We start from the raw sequence: 17,794 nt of genomic DNA on the forward strand, positions 1-17,794 counted from the left end.
AGAGTGGCTAAATTAGGAAGCATTTCTCATATTTCAGTCTTTTCTTTTCAGCACTCATCCTGCGCTGCCCTTTATCTTCCCATGTTTTAATGGGCATTCCAAACATATTAAACCGTCTTGCCGTTTATATCCTACAGATTAAAACGATTACAGATACCTTAAACTACATGATAGAAACTGAAGAACAAAAACGAGAAGCGGAGGCTTTTTACAAAGAAGCGCTGCAATTACTACACGAGAGCGGCGCAAATTTCATGCTTGGCGGAGCCTTTGCCATGTTTCAATATACAGGGCTATACAGAGACACCAAAGATCTCGACGTGTTCTGCAAACCCAGCGAATACCCCAGGATCCTTAAGTTTTTTGCTGAAAGAGGATATGAAACCCAGTTAACCGATGTGAGATGGCTGGCAAAGGTTTTTAAGGGCGAGTACTTTATCGACATCATCTTCGATACCGTAAACAACATTTGTACTGTAGACGATACCTGGTACGAACATGCAACTGACGGCGAGTTTGCAGGTGTACCGGTTAAGTTCCTGCCTGCCGAAGAACTGATCTGGTGCAAGATTTACGTTCAAAACCGGGAGCGATATGACAGCGCCGACATCAACCACACACTGCTTAAATACGGCAAGAACATCGACTGGAACCGCCTGCTCTTCCGGTTGGATCAGCATTGGCACCTTTTGCTGGCGCAGATCCTCATCTTTCAGTTTGTCTATCCCGCGGATTACCATGAGATCATTCCAAAATGGCTCTTTGATGAGCTGATGCGGCGTGCTCACGAACAATATGACCTTCCGTCTGCGGTTGAGAAAGTGTGCCGGGGTCCTATTATTGACCAGACGCAATATCAGGTAGACATTAAAGAATGGAATTATAAAGTGACCACTATAAAAACCGTATAATAATGGCTGAAGAAAATCAGAAAGTACGTATCGCGGCCGTGGGTGATGTGCATGTGAGAGAATCAGATAAAGGAAAATGGACCGACTGCTTTAAGGAGGTATCGGCGAAGGCTGACGTCCTGCTGATCTGTGGTGATCTTACTGACACGGGAGACGAGGGAGAAGCGCAGGTACTGGCAGATGAATTAAAGTCGTGTTCAATCCCGGTGATTGGCGTTTTAGGCAACCATGACCACGAAAAAGGGCGGCATAAACTGATCAGACAGATCCTGCAGAACAACAATGTAACCATGCTCGACGGCGAAGCAGTAGTAGTTCATGGAATTGGCTTTGCAGGAGTAAAAGGTTTTGGAGGAGGCTTTGACGGGCACATGCTCTCCATGTTTGGAGAGGGGGCCATGAAAGCTTTTGTACAGGAAGCTGTCGATGAAGCTCTGCGACTGGACCGGGCACTCGCACGTCTGGATCAGGAGCACGAAAACATCAAAAAGATCGCCGTTCTTCACTACGCGCCCATAAAGGAAACAGTAATTGGAGAACCGGAGCAGATCTTTCCCTTTCTCGGTTCCTCACGCCTGGCTGAGCCACTGAGCAGGCGAAATGTAGTGGCAGCCTTTCATGGTCACGCCCACGTCGGTCAGCTCGAAGGTGCAACCAATGGTGGTGTGAAAGTATTCAACGTGGCCAAACCGCTATTAGTTAAAGCGGGATACGAGTTCCCTTTTTACATCCTGGAAGTATAGCTTTTAACATCAATAGCTGATACGTCCAATCTTCTGTTCCGCTATCCTGCTGCCACTTTTAGCTCTTGTTGCATACAAAGTTTAACAGGCATCAGGATGGCGTTAACTGACACGAAATGAAGTTTTTTTCTTTCCGGTTTATTTTTAAAAGTATCGTTGCCATCGTACTTCTTCTGGCTTTATGCTGTGCGGCCTTTTACTTTGCAATCTATACGGGCGCTTTTGGCGAGATCCCTTCCCTGCCGGAACTGAAAGGGAAACGCAACAGTACCGCATCAGAGGTCTATACTGCCGATGGCGTGCTGCTGACCCGCTACTACATACAGGACCGGACAAACATTGACTATAACGATATTTCAAAAGACCTCATCGCTGCTTTAATAGCCACGGAAGATGTTCGCTTCTATGAACACAGGGGCGTAGACTTCAGGAGTCTGCTGCGTGTTTTCGTCAAGACGCTATTGCTGGGCGATGCTGATTCAGGAGGAGGAAGTACGCTCAGCCAGCAGCTGGCTAAAAACCTTTATCCCAGGCAACAACACCGGCACTTCAGCACGCTCATCAACAAGGTCAGAGAGATGATTGTAGCGAACCGATTGGAATCGATCTACAGCAAGGAGGAAATACTCGAACTGTACATGAACACGGTCCCTATGGGAGGAAATATTTTCGGTATGGAGCGCGCGGCTGAAGTGTTCTTTGGCAGCACTGCCAGGTCAATCCGTACTGAAGACGCGGCAGTGCTGGTAGGCATGTTGAAGGCCAATACTACCTATAATCCCATACGGAATCCCGGCAAAGCTGTCGAGCGCCGCAACTTTGTACTCAGGCAAATGACAAAAAACGGCCATCTCCCTAAAAGTGTATCCGACTCACTCCAGGGTCTTCCCCTGACGCTCAACGTGAAGAAGAGACAAGTTACAAACTCTCTTGCCCCCTACTTTACCGAGCAGCTCCGCCAGGAGCTTGTCAAGTGGTGCGCCTCGCAGAAAAAAGAAGACGGACAGCCGTACAATCTTTATACGGACGGACTAAAGATCTATACAACCATTGATTCCAGGATACAGCGGCAGGCCGAGCTGGCGGTAAAGAGTCAGATGAGTCGTTTGCAGCGTTTGTTTTTTCAACACTGGCGGGGTGCTAATCCCTGGGGCAGCAACACAGGCGTAATTAGCTCCGCCATACGCCAGTCTAAAAGATACAAGAGGCTTTCGGCCGCAGGGCTATCCGAAAGCGAGATCATGAAGGAGTTCAGAAAGCCGGTGCCTATGAGGGTCTTTACCTGGTCGGGAACAGCAAAGAAAACGATGACACCTCTTGATTCGGTGCGGTACTACCAGCGTTTCCTGAACACCGGGCTCATTTCGATAGCACCCGGAACCGGTCACATCAAGGCTTGGGTAGGCGGTATCAACTTCGACTTTTTCAAGTACGACCATGTACTATCGAAGCGGCAGGCCGGGTCAACTTTTAAGCCGATAGTCTATGCGGCCGCCATACAGAAGGGCATTGATCCATGCCGCTACTTCGAAAATAAGAGGATCACCTACCCCCAGTATGAAAACTGGTCACCGCAAAATTCAAGCGGCGGATATGGCGGCAAGTACACAATGAAGGGAGCTCTGAGCCACTCAGTGAACACCATCTCTGCGCAGATCATCCTGCGTACCGGAATCAGGCCTACTGTTGCCCTTGCACACCGTCTGGGCATTGAAAGTGATATCCCTGAAGTACCTTCAATAGCTCTGGGAAGTGCAGCCCTGTCACTATTCGAAATGGTGAATGCGTACACGGTGTTCGCCAATCATGGCCGGCTGGTGAAGCCGCTTTATATCACCTCTATCACCGACTCCAGGAATAATGTTTTACTGCAGCAGCAATCTTCCGTTTCTCGTCAGGCCCTGTCGCCTCAGAATGCAGCGATCATGCTTGAACTACTGAAGGGAGTAATTGACGAGGGAAGTGCAAATGACTTACGAAAAAAATACGGGCTGGGTATGGAAATCGCAGGAAAAACAGGAACAACTCAAAACCAGGCCGACGGGTGGTTCATTGGGATCACCCCTGACCTGATCACCGGCGTGTGGGTTGGTGCTGAGCATCCGGCGGTACATTTCCGCACACTGGAGTACGGACAGGGAGCACGTACCGCAATGCCGGTATGGGCGAACTTCATGCTCAACCTGGGCAGGCAGAATGCCTTCTCCGGCTACCGCTTCAGTCGCTTTGACGGCATCTCTCAGGACCTCAAAGCCCGTCTTGATTGTCCGTCCTTCATTCCTGATGAGCCAGAAGCGGAACCAACGGAAGAAGTAAAGCCGAAAAAAGAGTCGTTCTTCAAACGCATCTTTAAGAAAGGACTGGGTATCTTTAAGAAAAAGAAAAAAGAGGAGCCAGCTGACGAACAGACCCCTAAGACAGAAAAAAAGAAGTAAAGGTGATCAGTCAGACAGTCTGCTCAACTGGCAGCGAAAAGCTGAAAGTTGCGCCTTTGCCTGCTGCACTCTCCGCCCATATCGTTCCTCCATGGCCATGAACAATTTTGGACGATATGTACAAGCCCATGCCAAGCCCCGAAAATTTGCGTACGACGTCTGAGTCGCGATAAAACTTTTCAAAAATCTTCTCAAGGTTGTCGGCAGAGAGACCAATTCCACTATCGCTTACAGATACAATCACCTGGCCCTCATCCTTTTGCCAGGCCTTAAGCGATATCAGGGAGTTAGCGGGCGAATACTTCGCTGCGTTGCCAACTATATTTGATAAGACCTGCTCTATCCTCAGCTTATCGAGCTTCAGATTGACGCGGCAGTCGAGACTGACTTCAAGCACATGGTTTGGAACGGTGTATTGGATCTGGTTCAGAACATCCTGAAGATAGTTCTGAAGATCTACAGTCTCCATCTTATAATCGAACTTCCCGCTTTCAATCTTTGAAACGTCGAGCAATTGCTGAATAAGGAAGGTAAGCTTGGTAGCCTGCGTTTCAATTTTGTTGAGATAGGTCTGTATGGGTGAGGCCTGATCTTTTCCGGCAGCGATAGCAAGCTGGGCATACGCTTTAATAATGGTGACCGGAGTTTTCAGCTCATGACTGGCGATGGAGATAAACTCAGTTTTTTGCTCATTGATGATCTTGCTTTCGCGGAGTTCCTTATCTCTTTCAACCGCAGCCTGGCTTAACTCGCTGTTCCGTCTTTTAATTTCCTCGTAGGGAGTATAAGCCTCCTCCTCGTTAAAAAGGACAGACAGGTGAGTTATCCGGGCCTTGTTGATCTTTGCAGAACGGGGAGACCAATCTTCAGCTCAACCGCCGGCCGTTCCTCATTACTGACGATCTGGATGTGAGGCAATAGCTTCTGCGCGTACAGAAACCCCTCCTCTCCCGCTCCGTACGAAATGTCGCGGTCGTAGCTTATCTTTGCCGCCAGTGAATATCTCACCTCGTCCTGCATCAGGCCGATACTTAGTTTCCCTGAATCGGTCTTTTCAATGATGCCCCTGCAGATCTCCGATACAGCCGTAGCGAAAGTTGTCTGGGTAGAAATGGTCAGGTTGAGCCTCTCTGCCACCCTAATCGCCTTTTTATAAGCGAGGATGAGATCCATCTCATTCTCCAGCGTCACTGTTACTAGCTCAGTCATCCTGTTTAACTAATTTTGGCAATCACTACCGACATATCGTCCGTCCGCCGGGCAAAGTCCTTATACAGAGCAGCGGCAAGAACAGAAAGATCGTGTTTGCCGATTGAAGGATACTTAGGCTCCCAGCGGCTCTTCAGGCCGTCTGAGCACAATATGATCTGATGAAAGTCGTCCACTGTATATTCCTGGTTCTTCATCGAATTCGGGATGTTATGACCGATGATTCCGTTGTAAGACATGTAATTTCGCGAGGAAAGAGCGCTGATCATCTTGGTAGAAATATTTCCAACCCCTGCAAGCTGCCATTGCCTGGTCTTAAAATTAAAGACAGCAACGGTGCCAACAATGCCTCTTGTTTTCCTGATCGAAGTATGAAGATATTGCAGTATATCCACCGGACTATTATATGGGCATGCCTTAAAAGCCGTGACAGCTTCATTAACCGCCTTATTCGCCTCAACCCCATGCCCCAGTCCATCCGCTACAAGGAGCTTCAGCAGGTCGCCGCTCGTTTTATAATAACAGCCATCTCCGCTTACCTTCTCGCCGGGCTTTGCCACTACTAATGCCCGGAGATCGGGAACGAAACGACCTTTAGACTTCATCTCAGCCTTGTATACGCGGCTCAAGGCGATCGTTCCCCAGCCGCGCTGGCTGTAGAGATCAAAGTTGTCTGAAAGACGCCGGATACTGCCAATACCATGGCCCAGCGTGTTTGTTGTCGATACACCATCCTGTGCCATCCGCTGGGGGTCGCTCATTCCGGGTCCGTTATCAATACTGATCACCTCCACATACTCAGCCTCCCCTGTAAATACACCAAAGAGGATCTCTCCGTCTACCGCATGCTTGGAAAGGTTTGAAGTCATCTCTGAAACGATGATGTCAACCTCCCCTATCTTCTTCTCGCTATATCCCAGCTCCAGCACTCTGGAACGGATCTCTTTCTTTAGGATTGAATAATAACTTCTGTCGTCGGCGCGAAAGCTTATATGTGTGGCATCAACCATTTACCCATTTAATTATCGTCACTGTGGTTCCTTTTCCAACTTCACTTTTAATATCAAACTCGCTCACCAGCCTTTTGGTGCCTGGCAGGCCAAGACCAAGACTCTTTCCGGTAGAAAATCCGTCTTTCATCGCCATTGCAACATCCGGAATACCCGGCCCTTTGTCTTTAAATACCAGTCGTACGCCGTTCTCGCGTCCCTTTGATACAATTTCGATCGCAACTTCACCACCGTTAGCATACTTCAGCATGTTCCTTACGAGTTCGCTGGCTGCCGTGATCAGCTTTGTCTGATTGACTAAACCCATCTTTATTTTTACCGCCTTCTCCTTTACCCTGTTCCGGAAAGGTACTACGTCCTGGTCCCGGACTATCTGCATGGTATCTTTAGAGAGCGGAATGATCATTCTGAATAGGAGCTATAGGAGTCATCTTCCTCTTCCAAATCATCCTCATCCTGTTCAGGCGGGATCATGGAATTGAGAAGGCTCATACCTTTTTCAACATTTAAAGCCGTATGAACCCCTTTGAGCGGCAAACCGAGCTCAATAAGTGTAATAGCCACAGCAGGCTGCATCCCAACAACTACCGTCTCAGCATCCAGAATCTTAGACATGCTGGCGATGTTACCAATGATCCTTCCCATGAAAGAATCAACAATGGCAACCGCAGAAATGTCTATGAGAACACCCCTAGCGCCGGTTTTGTTTACCATCTGTACAAGATCTGCTTCCAGATTTAACGCAAGCCGGTCGTACAGGTCCACTTGAATGGTTACCAAAAGAAAAGGTCCCATTCTGAGAATAGGTATCTTTTCCATTAAAATTGACGTGTAGTAGTTCTTTCCCTATTCACTTTCCTCACCTCCAGGTTTAAATTTGCAAAAGCAAAACGGAGTGCGCTGGCCAGGCTTGCCTTGGTAATGATCGAAGAAAGATCGATTCCCAAATGCACAATTGTCTGTGCTATCTCAGGCCTGATTCCGCTGATAATACACTCGGCACCCATTAACCTGGTGGCACTTACAGTCTTAATAAGATGTTGTGCAACTAGGGAATCAACTGCAGGAACTCCGGAAATATCAAGAATAGCAATACCACTTCCTGTTTCAACAATCTCCTGCAACAGATTCTCCATCACCACCTGGGTTCTCGAACTGTCAAGCGTACCGATGATCGGAAGCGCAAGAATCCCATCCCAGACCCTGATCACCGGAGTAGATATTTCAGCCATCTCGTCCGTCTGACGCAGGATCACTTCTTCCCGCCCTTTGATGAAAGTCTCGAAGGTAACGATGCTCAGGCTATCCATCATGCGGGAAACCTTCAGGGTCGCATCATAGAGTTCAGATGGAGTATCCTTTAGCTCTTCACCGAGAACCTGCAAAAGCGCTTCCTTTAAGCCGAGTACAAACAGGCCCGTCTCGCGTGGACTAAAGCCTTGTCTTGCTCTCGTTATCGAGATGCCTGCCAGAATCTCCAGAACAGGGTCAAAATCGGAAGAATCTGTGTTTGTAAGTGTTTCTTCACTAAGAGAAGAAAGCAAAGTATCGACCAGCTCCTCTGAAGACGCTCGCAGCTCTTCGTTACTGATTAAATCCTCCCGAAGCCCCTCATCGGCCATCTGGGCGTTCATCCAGTACTCGAGAAGCGCATTCCTCCTCTTCTTTAAAATATTAATCGTGTTTCCCTGCATCGGTATTTTATTTTAGGGGGTAAAATTAAAATTAAAACGATTACTTAATAGGATAAGAGTTAACAAAAAAAGTTTTTTCTTAAGCCCTGTTAAGATAACAAAACTTCAACAACCCTGCTATATTACGCTGCTTTAATTTTCCTGCATCAGATAGCGCTGCTCAGGCATAGGGCGCCCGTATTTATTACAAGCGAACTAATAAGTATCTTCGCTGTTACTGTCAACACAGGTATGAAGCAAACCCGAGAGATAAAAAACTTTATATACAGTCAATATTTTTCCGACGGATTACGAATTTCAATAGGGGTGCTCCTTCCCCCGCTCCTCCTGTCCCAGCTCGGGCATCTTGAAACGGGAATCGCTGTGTCGATGGGCGCTATCACAACCAGTATTCCCGATAACCCCGGCTCCGTCATTCACAAAAGGAACGGAATGCTGTTCAGCATTCTCTTCATGGTACTGGTTTCTCTGCTGACCGGGTTTATCAACGACTATCCATTCCTTCTTGCCGCAGAGATCTTCGCGCTCAGCTTCTTCTTCTCCATGTTTAACATCTATGGAAACAGAGCTTCTGCTATCGGCACTGGCGTTCTCATTGTCATGATCGTCAACATCGACCGGAATTTCTCAACGAAGACCCTTCTCGAATATACCGGCTTCCTGCTGGCTGGCGGGGTGTGGTACATGGGGCTTAGCCTCGCCGTTTCGCAGTTCAGGCCCTACCGCATCGCGCAGCATACCCTGGGCGAATGCATCGATAAGATAGCCGACTATCTCAAGCTGAAAGCCAATTTCTACGACACGGAAGCCGACTTCGACGACACCTACAGAAAACTGATCGACCAGCAGATCATTGTGCATCAGCAGCAGGATACGGTGCGCGAGATCCTCTTTAAAAACAGGATGCTCACCAAGGATCCCACCAATACGGCGCGGCTCCTGGTGCTGGTCTTCCTTGACGTAATCGATCTCTTTGAACAAACGATGGCTACCCATTACGATTACCGGGCCATCAGGACGCAGTATGGTGAGGCGGGTGTCCTCAAAGATTTTAACAGGATCCTGCTCAATATTGCCCGCCAGCTGGAGGACCTGGGCTACGATATCAACGCCAACGAGCGGCCAAGGCTCACCCAGGACTTTCAGCCGCAGCTTGAAAGCCTCAAGCTTAAGATAGACGAGGTCGAAAACAATTTTGTGCTAAAGAAGATCCTCATCAACATCAGAAATATCATCAGTCGCATTAATACCATTTACAGCTACTTCAGCCATAAGAAGCTCGAAACAGTAAGCATTAGCAACGAAAAAGACCTTGGCCGCTTTGTTTCCAGCCAAAACCTCGATCCGAAACAATTCATAGAGAATATCAGCTTCAACTCCGCCATTTTCAGGCATGCGCTGAGAGTTGCAATCGTCTCAGTCATCGGCTATCTTGTTTCTAAACTGCTGCCTTTAGGACATCATAGTTACTGGATACTCCTCACGATCCTCGTTCTCCTGAAGCCCGGCTTCAGCCTGACCAAGCAGAGAAACTACCAGCGGCTGATCGGAACGCTCGTGGGTGGCATAGCGGGCGCGCTCATTGTCTATTATGTGCACGACCATACCGTACGCTTCATTTTCCTGCTCATCTTTATGCTGGGGACTTACAGTTTTCAACGCCTGAACTACGTAGTGAGCGTCCTCTTTATGACACCCTATATTCTACTGATGTTCAGCTTCATAGGAATGGGAGACTTAAGTCTTGCAAGAGAACGGATCCTTGACACCTTCATCGGCTCGTTTATCGCCTTTCTCGCCAGCTACTTCCTTTTCCCTTCCTGGGAATACCCCCAGCTTAAAAGCTATATGCGAAAGCAGCTGATTGCCAACTACCACTATCTCATGAAAGTGGCCGAAGGACTCACCGGCAGGCATTTTAATATCACCGATTACAAGCTAATCAGGAAGGAGCTATACGTCAGCACGGCTAATACAGCCTCAGCGTTTCAGCGAATGCTTTCTGAACCCAAAAGCAAGCAAAAAAATGTCAGGGAGGTCAGCAAATTCATCGTACTGAGCCATATGCTGTCATCCTACACCGCGACACTGATTGCTTCGGTACGGTACAGCGACACGCGTTACATCAATCCCGTTCACATCAGGCTCATGCGAAAAGCACTGTACCAGCTCTGCGAAGCTATTACGGTACTTAGCAATGAAAACGATCCTGAGTTCAGCGAGCAGGACCTTCACATCACAGATGCCCCGCCTGCCCTCAGAGAGGATCCTACTGATAGCAAGCTCATCTCGGAGCAGCTCGAATTCGTGAACAAGACTGCCGGCGACCTGCTGAAGACGGCCCACCGCTTTACGGAAGACGAATAAATGAACAGAGGCCACCGCGTATTTTTGTGCTGTTGCTGTAGCAACCAAAAAGATACCGGTTACCGCAAGGGTAAAAAAAGGGCTGCAATCAGTTTTGATCCAGCCCTTTTTAAAGTCGTACTGAACGTTAAGCATCCTGCAGCGCCTGCCTCTGAGGCCTTCCGCTCTTAAATGCTTCCCGTGGTTTCAAGCCCAGCAGCTCAAACATCTGCATATCTTCGTTATATTCAGGGTTAGGCGTCGTTAAAAGCTTATCCCCCGCAAATATAGAATTAGCCCCTGCCATGAAGCACAGCGCCTGCTCTGTTACACTCATCTCGTTACGTCCTGCCGACAGACGTACTACACTCTTCGGCATGATAATTCTCGCCGTGGCAATCATCCTGACCATATCCCATATAGAAACCCGCTTCTGATCTTCCAGGGGAGTACCTTTGATCGCAACCAATGCATTAACAGGCACAGACTCGGGGTGCCTGGGCATTGTAGCGAGCGTATGAAGCATCGATACCCGGTCTTCCTCCGTCTCTCCGAGGCCTATTATTCCCCCGCTACATACTGAGATCTTCGCCTTTCTCACATTCTCTATGGTGCGGAGGCGATCCTCGTATGTACGCGTAGTGATAATTCTTTTGTAGTCGTCCTCAGAAGTGTCGAGATTGTGGTTGTATGCATAGAGGCCGGCATCTGCCAGGCGCTGAGCCTGCTGCTCGTTCAGCATTCCTAGTGTACAGCACACTTCCATGTCGAGCTCATTCACAGCCTTAACCATGTCGATCACCTTATCAAAATCGCGGTTATCGCGAACTTCTCTCCAGGCAGCTCCCATACACAAACGAGAGGCGCCTCCTTCCTTAGCTTTCCGGGCCGCGTCTGTAACCTGCGCGACCGACAGCATCGCATGCACGTCTACGCCTGTGTTATAGCGGGCCGACTGAGGGCAATACGCACAATCCTCGCTGCAGCCTCCCGTCTTGATCGAAATCAGACTGCTGATCTGCACCTCGCCATAGTCGGCATTCTCCCTGTGAATACTGGCCGCCCGGTATATCAGGTCGAGCAGCGGGCTGTTATAAATTTCAGAAATTTCTTCCTTCGTCCAGTCGTGTCTGATCTCTATCATAATCTTAAAAGATATTCGGCACCAAAGTTAGGATAAATCATCTGTTTTTCCATTTTCCTCATATTCGCTTTCTACTGCCTTCATTCCGAATGCAGCGGTGGTGCCGTGAACAAGGATCGAAACCAGGACCACAAAGGATACTGTGGACCATAATTCATCGCCAAAGCGGAAGTCGGCCTTGCTGAGAGCGAAGGCCAGATAGAAGAACGATCCAATGCCGCGGATACCAAAAAAGCTAATAGCCGACTTTTCCTTGAAACTCAGTTTGAGTGGTAGTAAAGAGACAAGCCCCAGCACTGGCCTGACCACAAACAAAAAGCCAATGCCGAACAGTGCAAGAGGCCATGTCAGAGCCTCAAGGATTCCCGTCGCAAGACTTCCGCCGAAAAGCAGCAGGATGATGCCAAGCATTGCTCGCTCAATCTGATCAGTGAAAGAATGCAGACGCGTATGATACTTATCATGAAGTTCATAGTTCCGCAGCGTGATAGCAGCAACAAAAACCGCAATAAAACCGTAGCCATGCACCAGTTCCGTGAGGCCATAGACAATCAGGGTGACAGAAAGAGCAACAAAACCATCTCTCACTTCAATAAAGGCCTTTTTCTTCGGAAGATAGAAGACGAGCCAGGCGATGGCCCTTCCTACTAAAAAGCCGCAGCCCACGCCTGCTACAATACGATAGAAAAAATCCATCCAAAGCCAGTCGAACAATGAGCCCTCCCCTTTGTACACCATCCCAAAAACAACAATAGAAAGCCACGTGAACGGAAAGGCGGTTCCATCATTCATCCCCGCCTCGGCAGTAAGGGCAAAACGGACTTCATTCCGTTCGGTCTCATGAGGCGGCCCTACCTGAACGTCTGAAGCCAGAACCGGATCAGTAGGTGCAAGCACTGCGCCCAGTAAAACCGATGTGGGAATATCGAAGTGCAAAAAATGGTATGCTAAAAATGATGTTGCCGCAATACACAAAAGCATCGTAATGCTGACAAGCAGAAATGGCGATTTCCATTGCCTGAAAGAAAATGCACGGTCTATCTTCAGCCCCGTGCCCATCAGCGAGATGATCACCATCAGCTCGGTGAGGTGTACCGCATAGTTTTCCTTGCGGAGCGGGTCGGGAGTAGGGAATATATCAAACGCTTTGTATAGTAAAAAACCAGCTGCCACGTAGATAATCGAATACGAGATGCCTGTCTTTTTTGTGACCGCCGGCATCCACGCCATGCCGAAAGCAGCCAGGCCTACAACAAGGAGCTCTATAACAAATGTATTCATCGTATATCTTACAATGAACTTGGCCGGTTTGTTCTCAGTCGCCTGCAGTTGTCCCTTACCTGAGTCGCCCCGAGGTCACTATTACCTTCTACAGCAGCAGCCTGCTGGCCAGGCCTAACAAAAGAAGGAAGCCAAAAACGTCGGTAAAGGTGGTAATGATAATAGAAGAAGCAATGGCGGGATCTATACCCACACGCTTTAAGAGCAAGGGGATCGAGGCTCCCGTAATGCCTGCAATAACCAGGTTGCCTGTCATTGCCAGGAAGATTACCAGCCCCAGTTTGAGGTTGCTGTCATAAATCAGGGCAAAAATAAATACGATAAGACCATTGGCTGCCCCATTAATTAGTCCTACCGTTACTTCCTTCAGCACGGTGCGGTAGGCCTGATTATCAGTCAGGTCGTTCAGTGAAATACGACGCACCGTTACCGCTAAGGCCTGAGTAGCAGCATTTCCTCCCATTCCTGCAATCATGGTCATATAGCCCGACAAGATCACCAGCCGCGATATAGTTGGCTCAAAGTACCGGATTACGGACGAGGCCAGAAAAGCCGTCCCCAGGTTAATCACCAGCCATGGAAGACGGCTGCGCACCGCTTCTTTCCAGTTACCCGAAAGCTCTTCATCTTCCGACACCCCAGAGATCTTCAGGATGTCTTCCGTATTCTCTTCCTCCAGAACGTCCATCACGTCGTCGAACGTCACTCGTCCCAGCAGGTGCATCGTGTCGTCAACAACCGGAATATTGGTAAGATTATACTGCGAAAGCAGCTTTGCTACCTCCTCCTGATCGGTATTAGCCTTTACATACACAAAGTCGTCGTTCACCAGCTCCCTGATGTGAACTGTATTCTTAGACTTGATAATATCCTTCAGCGATACAATGCCTTTCAGATGGTCAGAACCGTCAACCACATAAATGGTATAGAACTCCTCCATCTCCTCCGACTGTCTGATGATTTCCTCAATTGCCTCTTTCTTCGTCAGGCTGCTATCCACCTTGATCACCTGGGTGTTCATCAGCCCCCCTGCCGTATCCTCTTCGTAGTTTAGCAGCGTACGGATATGACTGGCATCCTCTGCATCAAGGTCCTGCAGGATCTCATTCTGACGTTCTTCCGGCAGCTGACTGATGATGTCCGTTGCATCGTCATAGTCGAGCTCTTCAAAGATCTCCGACCGGCGTTCAGGGTGAAGTTTTTCAAGAAGTTTCTCCGGGTGAGTTTCGGCGTCCATTTCCGAGATGACCTCAGAAGCGATCTCAGCCGGAAGAATGTTGATAATCCTTTCGCGCGACTCCTCAGGAAGACTTTCAAAGAGGATTGCAATCTCTGAGGCGTGATATTCCTCAAGCAATGCCTTCAGGACATTCTCATCCTCCTCCAGCGCCTGCCTGATACGTTGAATATCCGTCTTGTTCAGCTCAAAAGATTGCATGGCCCGCTAAAATAGTAAATGTATCCCTTTTCCTGTCATGCCAGCCCATATTTTAACCCTGGGTTAACAGAAAAGGGGCAAGATTCTTCTTTAAACTGTTCTACGAAAAATCAGCAAGATTGTTCGTCAGTAGCGATTTTATGTTCTTACAGAAAAGAGGCGCTCTGCGGCCCCTGACTGAATAACAGATCGATCACGCTGAGGTTCGCTATAAAGCCGTTCCGATCTTCAAACACCTGATAATAAGGAGTGAAATCAACAGTTGATTCAACCTTTGGATGAATCAACTGCCTGAAGTCGTCGAAATCAGGGTACTGTTCTTCATAACTTTCGGTATACGAAAAAGAAATATCGAGTTTCAGATAGCGAAGCAGCAAGCGAAACATCTCCTCATTATAGTCGAAGAGGAACTCCCATTTCTTTTCGTAGAAAGGAGCCAGCCCGTCTTCATAAAACTCAAAATAAGCAGAACTGCGGTAAGAGGTCTGTATACTCATCCAGTGAAGCCGCTGCCAGTCAAAATCATAACTTATCCTGACATCCTTTACCCGCGTATGAACTTTAGAGCCCTTTACTACGGGGACGATCAGCGCCAGCTTCCCCTGAGGACTATGAATGAGGCCTCTGTTTCTGTAGGTTTGCTTCGGAAAGTGCTCAAACCGCTCGAGCAGAATGTTCTCCTTCTGCCTCTTCATCCTGCTGAAAACCTCCACTGGCGGCAGATAAAATAACGGAAAAATTGCTCCTTTATGCATGCGATATACTATGTTTGTAATTTATCCGGCGAAATTAACGATAATAATTACAGATGAAGAAGGTTCTTACAAGCCTTGCAAAATATCCTCTCTTTCTTATTTCACTGCTTCCCTTTCCGATAGCTTACCTGCTGGCTGATGTCATCTACGTTATTATCTATTATGCAGTCGGCTACCGCCGGAGTGTCGTTCAGAACAACCTGAAGAATTCGTTTCCCGAAAAGTCTGCAGCCGAGATCACCAGCATCGAAAAAAGTTCTACCACTGGCTTTCCGACATGATGGTCGAGTCAATCAAGATGGCTTCCATGTCAAAAAGATCAGCCTGTAAGCGACTGAGACTGAACAACCCGGAAGAGATCAGCAAGCACTTTGAACACGGGAAACCGGTTATGCTCGTAACCGCCCATTACGGAAACTGGGAATGGGGGTCCCTTACCCTCTCTGCCAGCTTTAAGGAGCCTTGTCTGATCGTCTACAAGCCTCAGACAAATAAAACCTTTGAAGATATATTGAATCGGGTGAGATCAAGATTTGGCGCTCTTTTAGTGCCCATGCAGCTCACACTGCGGTCCATCCTGCGTCACAAGGGGCAGGCATACTGGACGGTATTTCTGGGAGATCAGACCCCGGTCTGGCAGGTTGCCCATTATCAGACCACATTTCTGAACCAGCCTACAGCAGTATTCCTGGGCGTGGAAAAAATAGCAAAGATGATGGATGCACCTGTCGTTTTTGGCCATATCAACCGGCTGAAGAGGGGCTATTACGAAGCTACATTCACCACCCTCACAGAAACTCCGAACGCTACCGCCGAAAACGAAATCACCGAGACCCACACGCGCATGCTAGAGGGCATTATTCAAAAGCGGCCCGAGCTCTGGCTGTGGTCACACAAGAGATGGAAAAATAACCGACCTGCACAACATGAACATTCCTGAAGTTGCCGTTGTTATCCTCAACTGGAACGGTAAGGCTTACCTCCAAAAGTTCCTCCCCTTTGTCCTTGCGTCGGGCTATCCTAAGCTCAGGATTATCGTAGCCGACAATGCCTCTGCAGACGATTCCGTTGCGTTTGTAAGATCGCAGTTCCCGCAAGTAGAGCTGATCCTGAATAAAGAGAACTTTGGCTTTGCGGGAGGTTATAATGCAGCACTCGAACACGTGGAGGCTGATTACTTTGTGCTCCTTAACTCCGACGTTGAAGTAACACCGGGGTGGATCACGCCCGTCATTCAGATGATGGAAAGCGACCCGCATATCGCTGCAGCCCAGCCCAAATTAAAAGACTATGCCCGACGCCAGTGCTTCGAATATGCAGGCGCTGCAGGAGGATTTATTGATCAGTTTGGCTACCCTTTTTGCCGGGGGCGTATATTTGATCAGGTAGAGGAAGACTCGGGACAATACGATGTGCCAGGGGAGATTTTCTGGGCCTCAGGTGCTGCCCTGTTCATCAAAAGAACATGCTGGCTGGAAGCCGGTGGCTTTGATGCTGACTTTTTCGCTCACATGGAAGAGATCGACTTGTGCTGGCGACTTAAAAACCTGGGATACAAGATCATGTATTACCCCATCTCAACGGTCTATCACATTGGCGGGGGAACCCTGCAAGCAGAAAACCCTTATAAAACGTACCTCAACTTCCGCAATAACCTGTTCATGCTTCAGAAAAATCTTCCTTTAGGACAGGCGGTGCTTACCCTGTTTATCCGCTTCTGGCTCGACTTCATCTCCCTGCTTAAATTCCTTGCCGATGGTAAAGTCAAACACGCACGGGCGATCAACAAAGCTCACGTGGCCTTCTTCGCCAGTTTCGGAACAAACCGAAAAAAAGGCCCGCCAGCTTTAAGATGTTTAACCCCGCGGGACTTGTAAGAAAGAGCATCGTATGGCAGTTCTTCGGCAAAGGCAAAAAGCGTTTCAGCGATATACTGGATTGAAGTGAATTCCGACCACTTCCCCGATGATGATGATCGAGGGATGTGTAAGCTGATGATGTGCGGCAATAGCCGGAAGGTCTTTCACTCGCCCAGCCCCTGATTTCTGTCGCGCCAGGGTAGCATGCTGAATGATGGCAGCAGGGGTCTCGCCCTTTCCTTCGTTCACATAGGTATCGGCAATTTCCTGCAATTTCTTCATCCCCATGTACACCACCACCGTTGCATTGCTCTGCATCGCCAGGCGCAAGTCCGACGAGAGCTTTCCATCCTTTTTGGTCCCTGTCAGCACCCAGATTCCCTCACTCAGGGTCCTGTGTGTAAGCGGAACATCGGCGAAACCAGCCGCCTGCATGCTGGTGATACCAGGAATATAAAAGGTACTGATCCCGTGCTCACGGGCAAAAAGGATTTCTTCAAATCCTCTCCCAAAAATAAAGGGGTCCCCTCCTTTCAGTCGCACCACCATCCCTTTCTCATCCGCTTTCTCCAGGATCAGCTCATGGATGCGCTCCTGCGGAGTGTATTCCCCGTATGGCCGTTTCCCTACATAGATCTTCTCGCAGCTCTCCGGCACCAGGTCCAGCAGCTCCTGGTTAGCCAGGTTATCATATAAGATCACCCGTGCCCGCTGCAGAACGCGATACGCCTTCAACGTAATAAGCTCCGGATCTCCCGGCCCTGCCCCAACCACATACAGTTCTTTTTCTAATTTCTCATCCGCCATTTAGAACGGAAAATACAATTTCCCGCTAAAAAATCAGAATAAAACATTCGATCCGCACCAATTCTTCAGGCGATCAGGGAAAAGGACTATCAGTAAAGCCCTCCGAGGCGTCTTTTCATCTATAGCCGAGAACCTTAGCATCAGATCCACGATATCGAGGAG

The 17,794-nt window shown here is 48.6% G+C and carries 18 protein-coding genes; 7 read left to right on the top strand and 11 right to left on the bottom strand.

Features of this window, described 5'->3' with window-relative positions; genetic code table 11:
* Positions 1-167: 167 nt before the first annotated feature.
* From ACES2C_RS17890 to ACES2C_RS17900, 3 genes are all read left to right on the top strand, one after another.
* On the top strand, positions 168-911 hold the full coding sequence (locus tag ACES2C_RS17890; protein WP_374164427.1) for a nucleotidyltransferase: 744 nt from the start codon (positions 168-170) through the stop codon (positions 909-911).
* A 2-nt stretch (positions 912-913) separates the two neighbouring features.
* On the top strand, positions 914-1,654 hold the full coding sequence (locus ACES2C_RS17895; protein ID WP_374164428.1) for a metallophosphoesterase: 741 nt from the start codon (positions 914-916) through the stop codon (positions 1,652-1,654).
* Between the two features lie 116 nt (positions 1,655-1,770).
* Positions 1,771-4,089 carry a penicillin-binding protein 1A gene (locus tag ACES2C_RS17900; RefSeq protein ID WP_374164429.1) on the top strand — a complete coding sequence of 773 codons (2,319 nt, stop codon included), beginning with the start codon at positions 1,771-1,773 and terminating at the stop codon, positions 4,087-4,089.
* A gap of 10 nt (positions 4,090-4,099) precedes the next feature.
* On the opposite strand, the gene ACES2C_RS17905 is transcribed toward ACES2C_RS17900, so the two are convergent.
* From ACES2C_RS17905 to ACES2C_RS17930, 6 genes are read right to left on the bottom strand one after another with little or no spacing between them, the layout of a single operon-like run.
* Positions 4,100-4,930, bottom strand: a complete 831-nt coding sequence (locus tag ACES2C_RS17905) for a sensor histidine kinase (protein ID WP_374166982.1) — start codon at positions 4,928-4,930, stop codon at positions 4,100-4,102.
* Positions 4,912-5,298, bottom strand: a complete 387-nt coding sequence (locus ACES2C_RS17910) for a hypothetical protein (protein ID WP_374164430.1) — start codon at positions 5,296-5,298, stop codon at positions 4,912-4,914. Before ACES2C_RS17910 ends, ACES2C_RS17905 begins: the two co-directional genes overlap by 19 nt.
* A 5-nt stretch (positions 5,299-5,303) precedes the next feature.
* Positions 5,304-6,308: an ATP-binding protein gene (locus ACES2C_RS17915; protein ID WP_374164431.1), complete on the bottom strand. Its 1,005-nt coding sequence runs from the start codon at positions 6,306-6,308 to the stop codon at positions 5,304-5,306.
* Positions 6,301-6,714: an anti-sigma regulatory factor gene (locus ACES2C_RS17920; protein ID WP_374164432.1), complete on the bottom strand. Its 414-nt coding sequence runs from the start codon at positions 6,712-6,714 to the stop codon at positions 6,301-6,303. The genes ACES2C_RS17915 and ACES2C_RS17920 overlap by 8 nt, the downstream gene beginning before the upstream one ends.
* A complete protein-coding gene (locus ACES2C_RS17925; RefSeq protein ID WP_374164433.1) occupies positions 6,711-7,127 on the bottom strand; it encodes an STAS domain-containing protein in 417 nt (138 codons plus the stop codon). Before ACES2C_RS17925 ends, ACES2C_RS17920 begins: the two co-directional genes overlap by 4 nt.
* The gene (locus ACES2C_RS17930) at positions 7,127-8,002 is read right to left on the bottom strand and encodes an STAS domain-containing protein (protein ID WP_374164434.1); all 876 of its coding nucleotides are present in this window, start codon (positions 8,000-8,002) and stop codon (positions 7,127-7,129) included. The genes ACES2C_RS17925 and ACES2C_RS17930 overlap by 1 nt, the downstream gene beginning before the upstream one ends.
* Before the next feature lie 231 nt (positions 8,003-8,233).
* Between ACES2C_RS17930 and ACES2C_RS17935 the strand changes: the two genes are divergently transcribed.
* On the top strand, positions 8,234-10,369 hold the full coding sequence (locus tag ACES2C_RS17935) for an FUSC family membrane protein (protein WP_374164435.1): 2,136 nt from the start codon (positions 8,234-8,236) through the stop codon (positions 10,367-10,369).
* Between the two features lie 127 nt (positions 10,370-10,496).
* Here ACES2C_RS17935 and bioB read toward each other — a convergent pair whose 3' ends face one another.
* The 4 genes from bioB to ACES2C_RS17955 all read right to left on the bottom strand — a co-directional run bounded on the left by bioB (position 10,497) and on the right by ACES2C_RS17955 (position 14,966).
* Positions 10,497-11,492 carry a biotin synthase BioB gene (gene bioB, locus ACES2C_RS17940; protein ID WP_374164436.1) on the bottom strand — a complete coding sequence of 332 codons (996 nt, stop codon included), beginning with the start codon at positions 11,490-11,492 and terminating at the stop codon, positions 10,497-10,499.
* A 27-nt stretch (positions 11,493-11,519) separates the two neighbouring features.
* Positions 11,520-12,773, bottom strand: coding sequence for a cation:proton antiporter (locus tag ACES2C_RS17945; RefSeq protein WP_374164437.1), 1,254 nt, complete (start codon positions 12,771-12,773; stop codon positions 11,520-11,522).
* Between the two features lie 88 nt (positions 12,774-12,861).
* A complete protein-coding gene (gene mgtE / locus ACES2C_RS17950; RefSeq protein WP_374164438.1) occupies positions 12,862-14,211 on the bottom strand; it encodes a magnesium transporter in 1,350 nt (449 codons plus the stop codon).
* A 146-nt stretch (positions 14,212-14,357) separates the two neighbouring features.
* Positions 14,358-14,966 carry a WbqC family protein gene (locus ACES2C_RS17955; RefSeq protein WP_374164439.1) on the bottom strand — a complete coding sequence of 203 codons (609 nt, stop codon included), beginning with the start codon at positions 14,964-14,966 and terminating at the stop codon, positions 14,358-14,360.
* A 53-nt stretch (positions 14,967-15,019) separates the two neighbouring features.
* On the opposite strand from ACES2C_RS17955, the gene ACES2C_RS17960 reads away from it, so the two are divergent.
* The 3 genes from ACES2C_RS17960 to ACES2C_RS17970 are packed head-to-tail and all read left to right on the top strand — an operon-like array spanning position 15,020 to position 16,843.
* A complete protein-coding gene (locus ACES2C_RS17960; protein WP_374164440.1) occupies positions 15,020-15,247 on the top strand; it encodes a hypothetical protein in 228 nt (75 codons plus the stop codon).
* The gene (locus tag ACES2C_RS17965; protein ID WP_374164441.1) at positions 15,244-15,906 is read left to right on the top strand and encodes a lysophospholipid acyltransferase family protein; all 663 of its coding nucleotides are present in this window, start codon (positions 15,244-15,246) and stop codon (positions 15,904-15,906) included. Before ACES2C_RS17960 ends, ACES2C_RS17965 begins: the two co-directional genes overlap by 4 nt.
* Positions 15,893-16,843, top strand: coding sequence for a glycosyltransferase family 2 protein (locus ACES2C_RS17970; protein ID WP_374164442.1), 951 nt, complete (start codon positions 15,893-15,895; stop codon positions 16,841-16,843). The genes ACES2C_RS17965 and ACES2C_RS17970 overlap by 14 nt, the downstream gene beginning before the upstream one ends.
* Before the next feature lie 45 nt (positions 16,844-16,888).
* On the opposite strand, the gene cobA is transcribed toward ACES2C_RS17970, so the two are convergent.
* Entirely contained in the window at positions 16,889-17,632 is a 744-nt protein-coding gene (gene cobA / locus ACES2C_RS17975; protein WP_374164443.1) for a uroporphyrinogen-III C-methyltransferase, read from the bottom strand.
* Positions 17,633-17,794 lie beyond the last annotated feature (162 nt).

The organism is Arcticibacter sp. MXS-1, assembly GCF_041902385.1.
Lineage (GTDB): Bacteria > Bacteroidota > Bacteroidia > Sphingobacteriales > Sphingobacteriaceae > Arcticibacter.

Excerpts from the sequence above, each read along its gene's own strand:
- ACES2C_RS17915 (WP_374164431.1), bottom strand. The coding sequence starts at position 6,308 with ATGGTTGATGCCACACATATAAGCTTTCGCGCCGACGACAGAAGTTAT.
- ACES2C_RS17910 (WP_374164430.1), bottom strand. The coding sequence starts at position 5,298 with ATGACTGAGCTAGTAACAGTGACGCTGGAGAATGAGATGGATCTCATC.
- mgtE (WP_374164438.1), bottom strand. The coding sequence starts at position 14,211 with ATGCAATCTTTTGAGCTGAACAAGACGGATATTCAACGTATCAGGCAG.
- ACES2C_RS17925 (WP_374164433.1), bottom strand. The coding sequence starts at position 7,127 with ATGGAAAAGATACCTATTCTCAGAATGGGACCTTTTCTTTTGGTAACC.
- bioB (WP_374164436.1), bottom strand. The coding sequence starts at position 11,492 with ATGATAGAGATCAGACACGACTGGACGAAGGAAGAAATTTCTGAAATT.
- ACES2C_RS17930 (WP_374164434.1), bottom strand. The coding sequence starts at position 8,002 with ATGCAGGGAAACACGATTAATATTTTAAAGAAGAGGAGGAATGCGCTT.
- ACES2C_RS17955 (WP_374164439.1), bottom strand. The coding sequence starts at position 14,966 with ATGCATAAAGGAGCAATTTTTCCGTTATTTTATCTGCCGCCAGTGGAG.
- ACES2C_RS17900 (WP_374164429.1), top strand. The coding sequence starts at position 1,771 with ATGAAGTTTTTTTCTTTCCGGTTTATTTTTAAAAGTATCGTTGCCATC.
- ACES2C_RS17890 (WP_374164427.1), top strand. The coding sequence starts at position 168 with ATGATAGAAACTGAAGAACAAAAACGAGAAGCGGAGGCTTTTTACAAA.
- ACES2C_RS17945 (WP_374164437.1), bottom strand. The coding sequence starts at position 12,773 with ATGAATACATTTGTTATAGAGCTCCTTGTTGTAGGCCTGGCTGCTTTC.
- ACES2C_RS17935 (WP_374164435.1), top strand. The coding sequence starts at position 8,234 with ATGAAGCAAACCCGAGAGATAAAAAACTTTATATACAGTCAATATTTT.
- ACES2C_RS17895 (WP_374164428.1), top strand. The coding sequence starts at position 914 with ATGGCTGAAGAAAATCAGAAAGTACGTATCGCGGCCGTGGGTGATGTG.
- ACES2C_RS17965 (WP_374164441.1), top strand. The coding sequence starts at position 15,244 with ATGATGGTCGAGTCAATCAAGATGGCTTCCATGTCAAAAAGATCAGCC.
- ACES2C_RS17970 (WP_374164442.1), top strand. The coding sequence starts at position 15,893 with ATGAACATTCCTGAAGTTGCCGTTGTTATCCTCAACTGGAACGGTAAG.
- ACES2C_RS17920 (WP_374164432.1), bottom strand. The coding sequence starts at position 6,714 with ATGATCATTCCGCTCTCTAAAGATACCATGCAGATAGTCCGGGACCAG.
- ACES2C_RS17960 (WP_374164440.1), top strand. The coding sequence starts at position 15,020 with ATGAAGAAGGTTCTTACAAGCCTTGCAAAATATCCTCTCTTTCTTATT.
- cobA (WP_374164443.1), bottom strand. The coding sequence starts at position 17,632 with ATGGCGGATGAGAAATTAGAAAAAGAACTGTATGTGGTTGGGGCAGGG.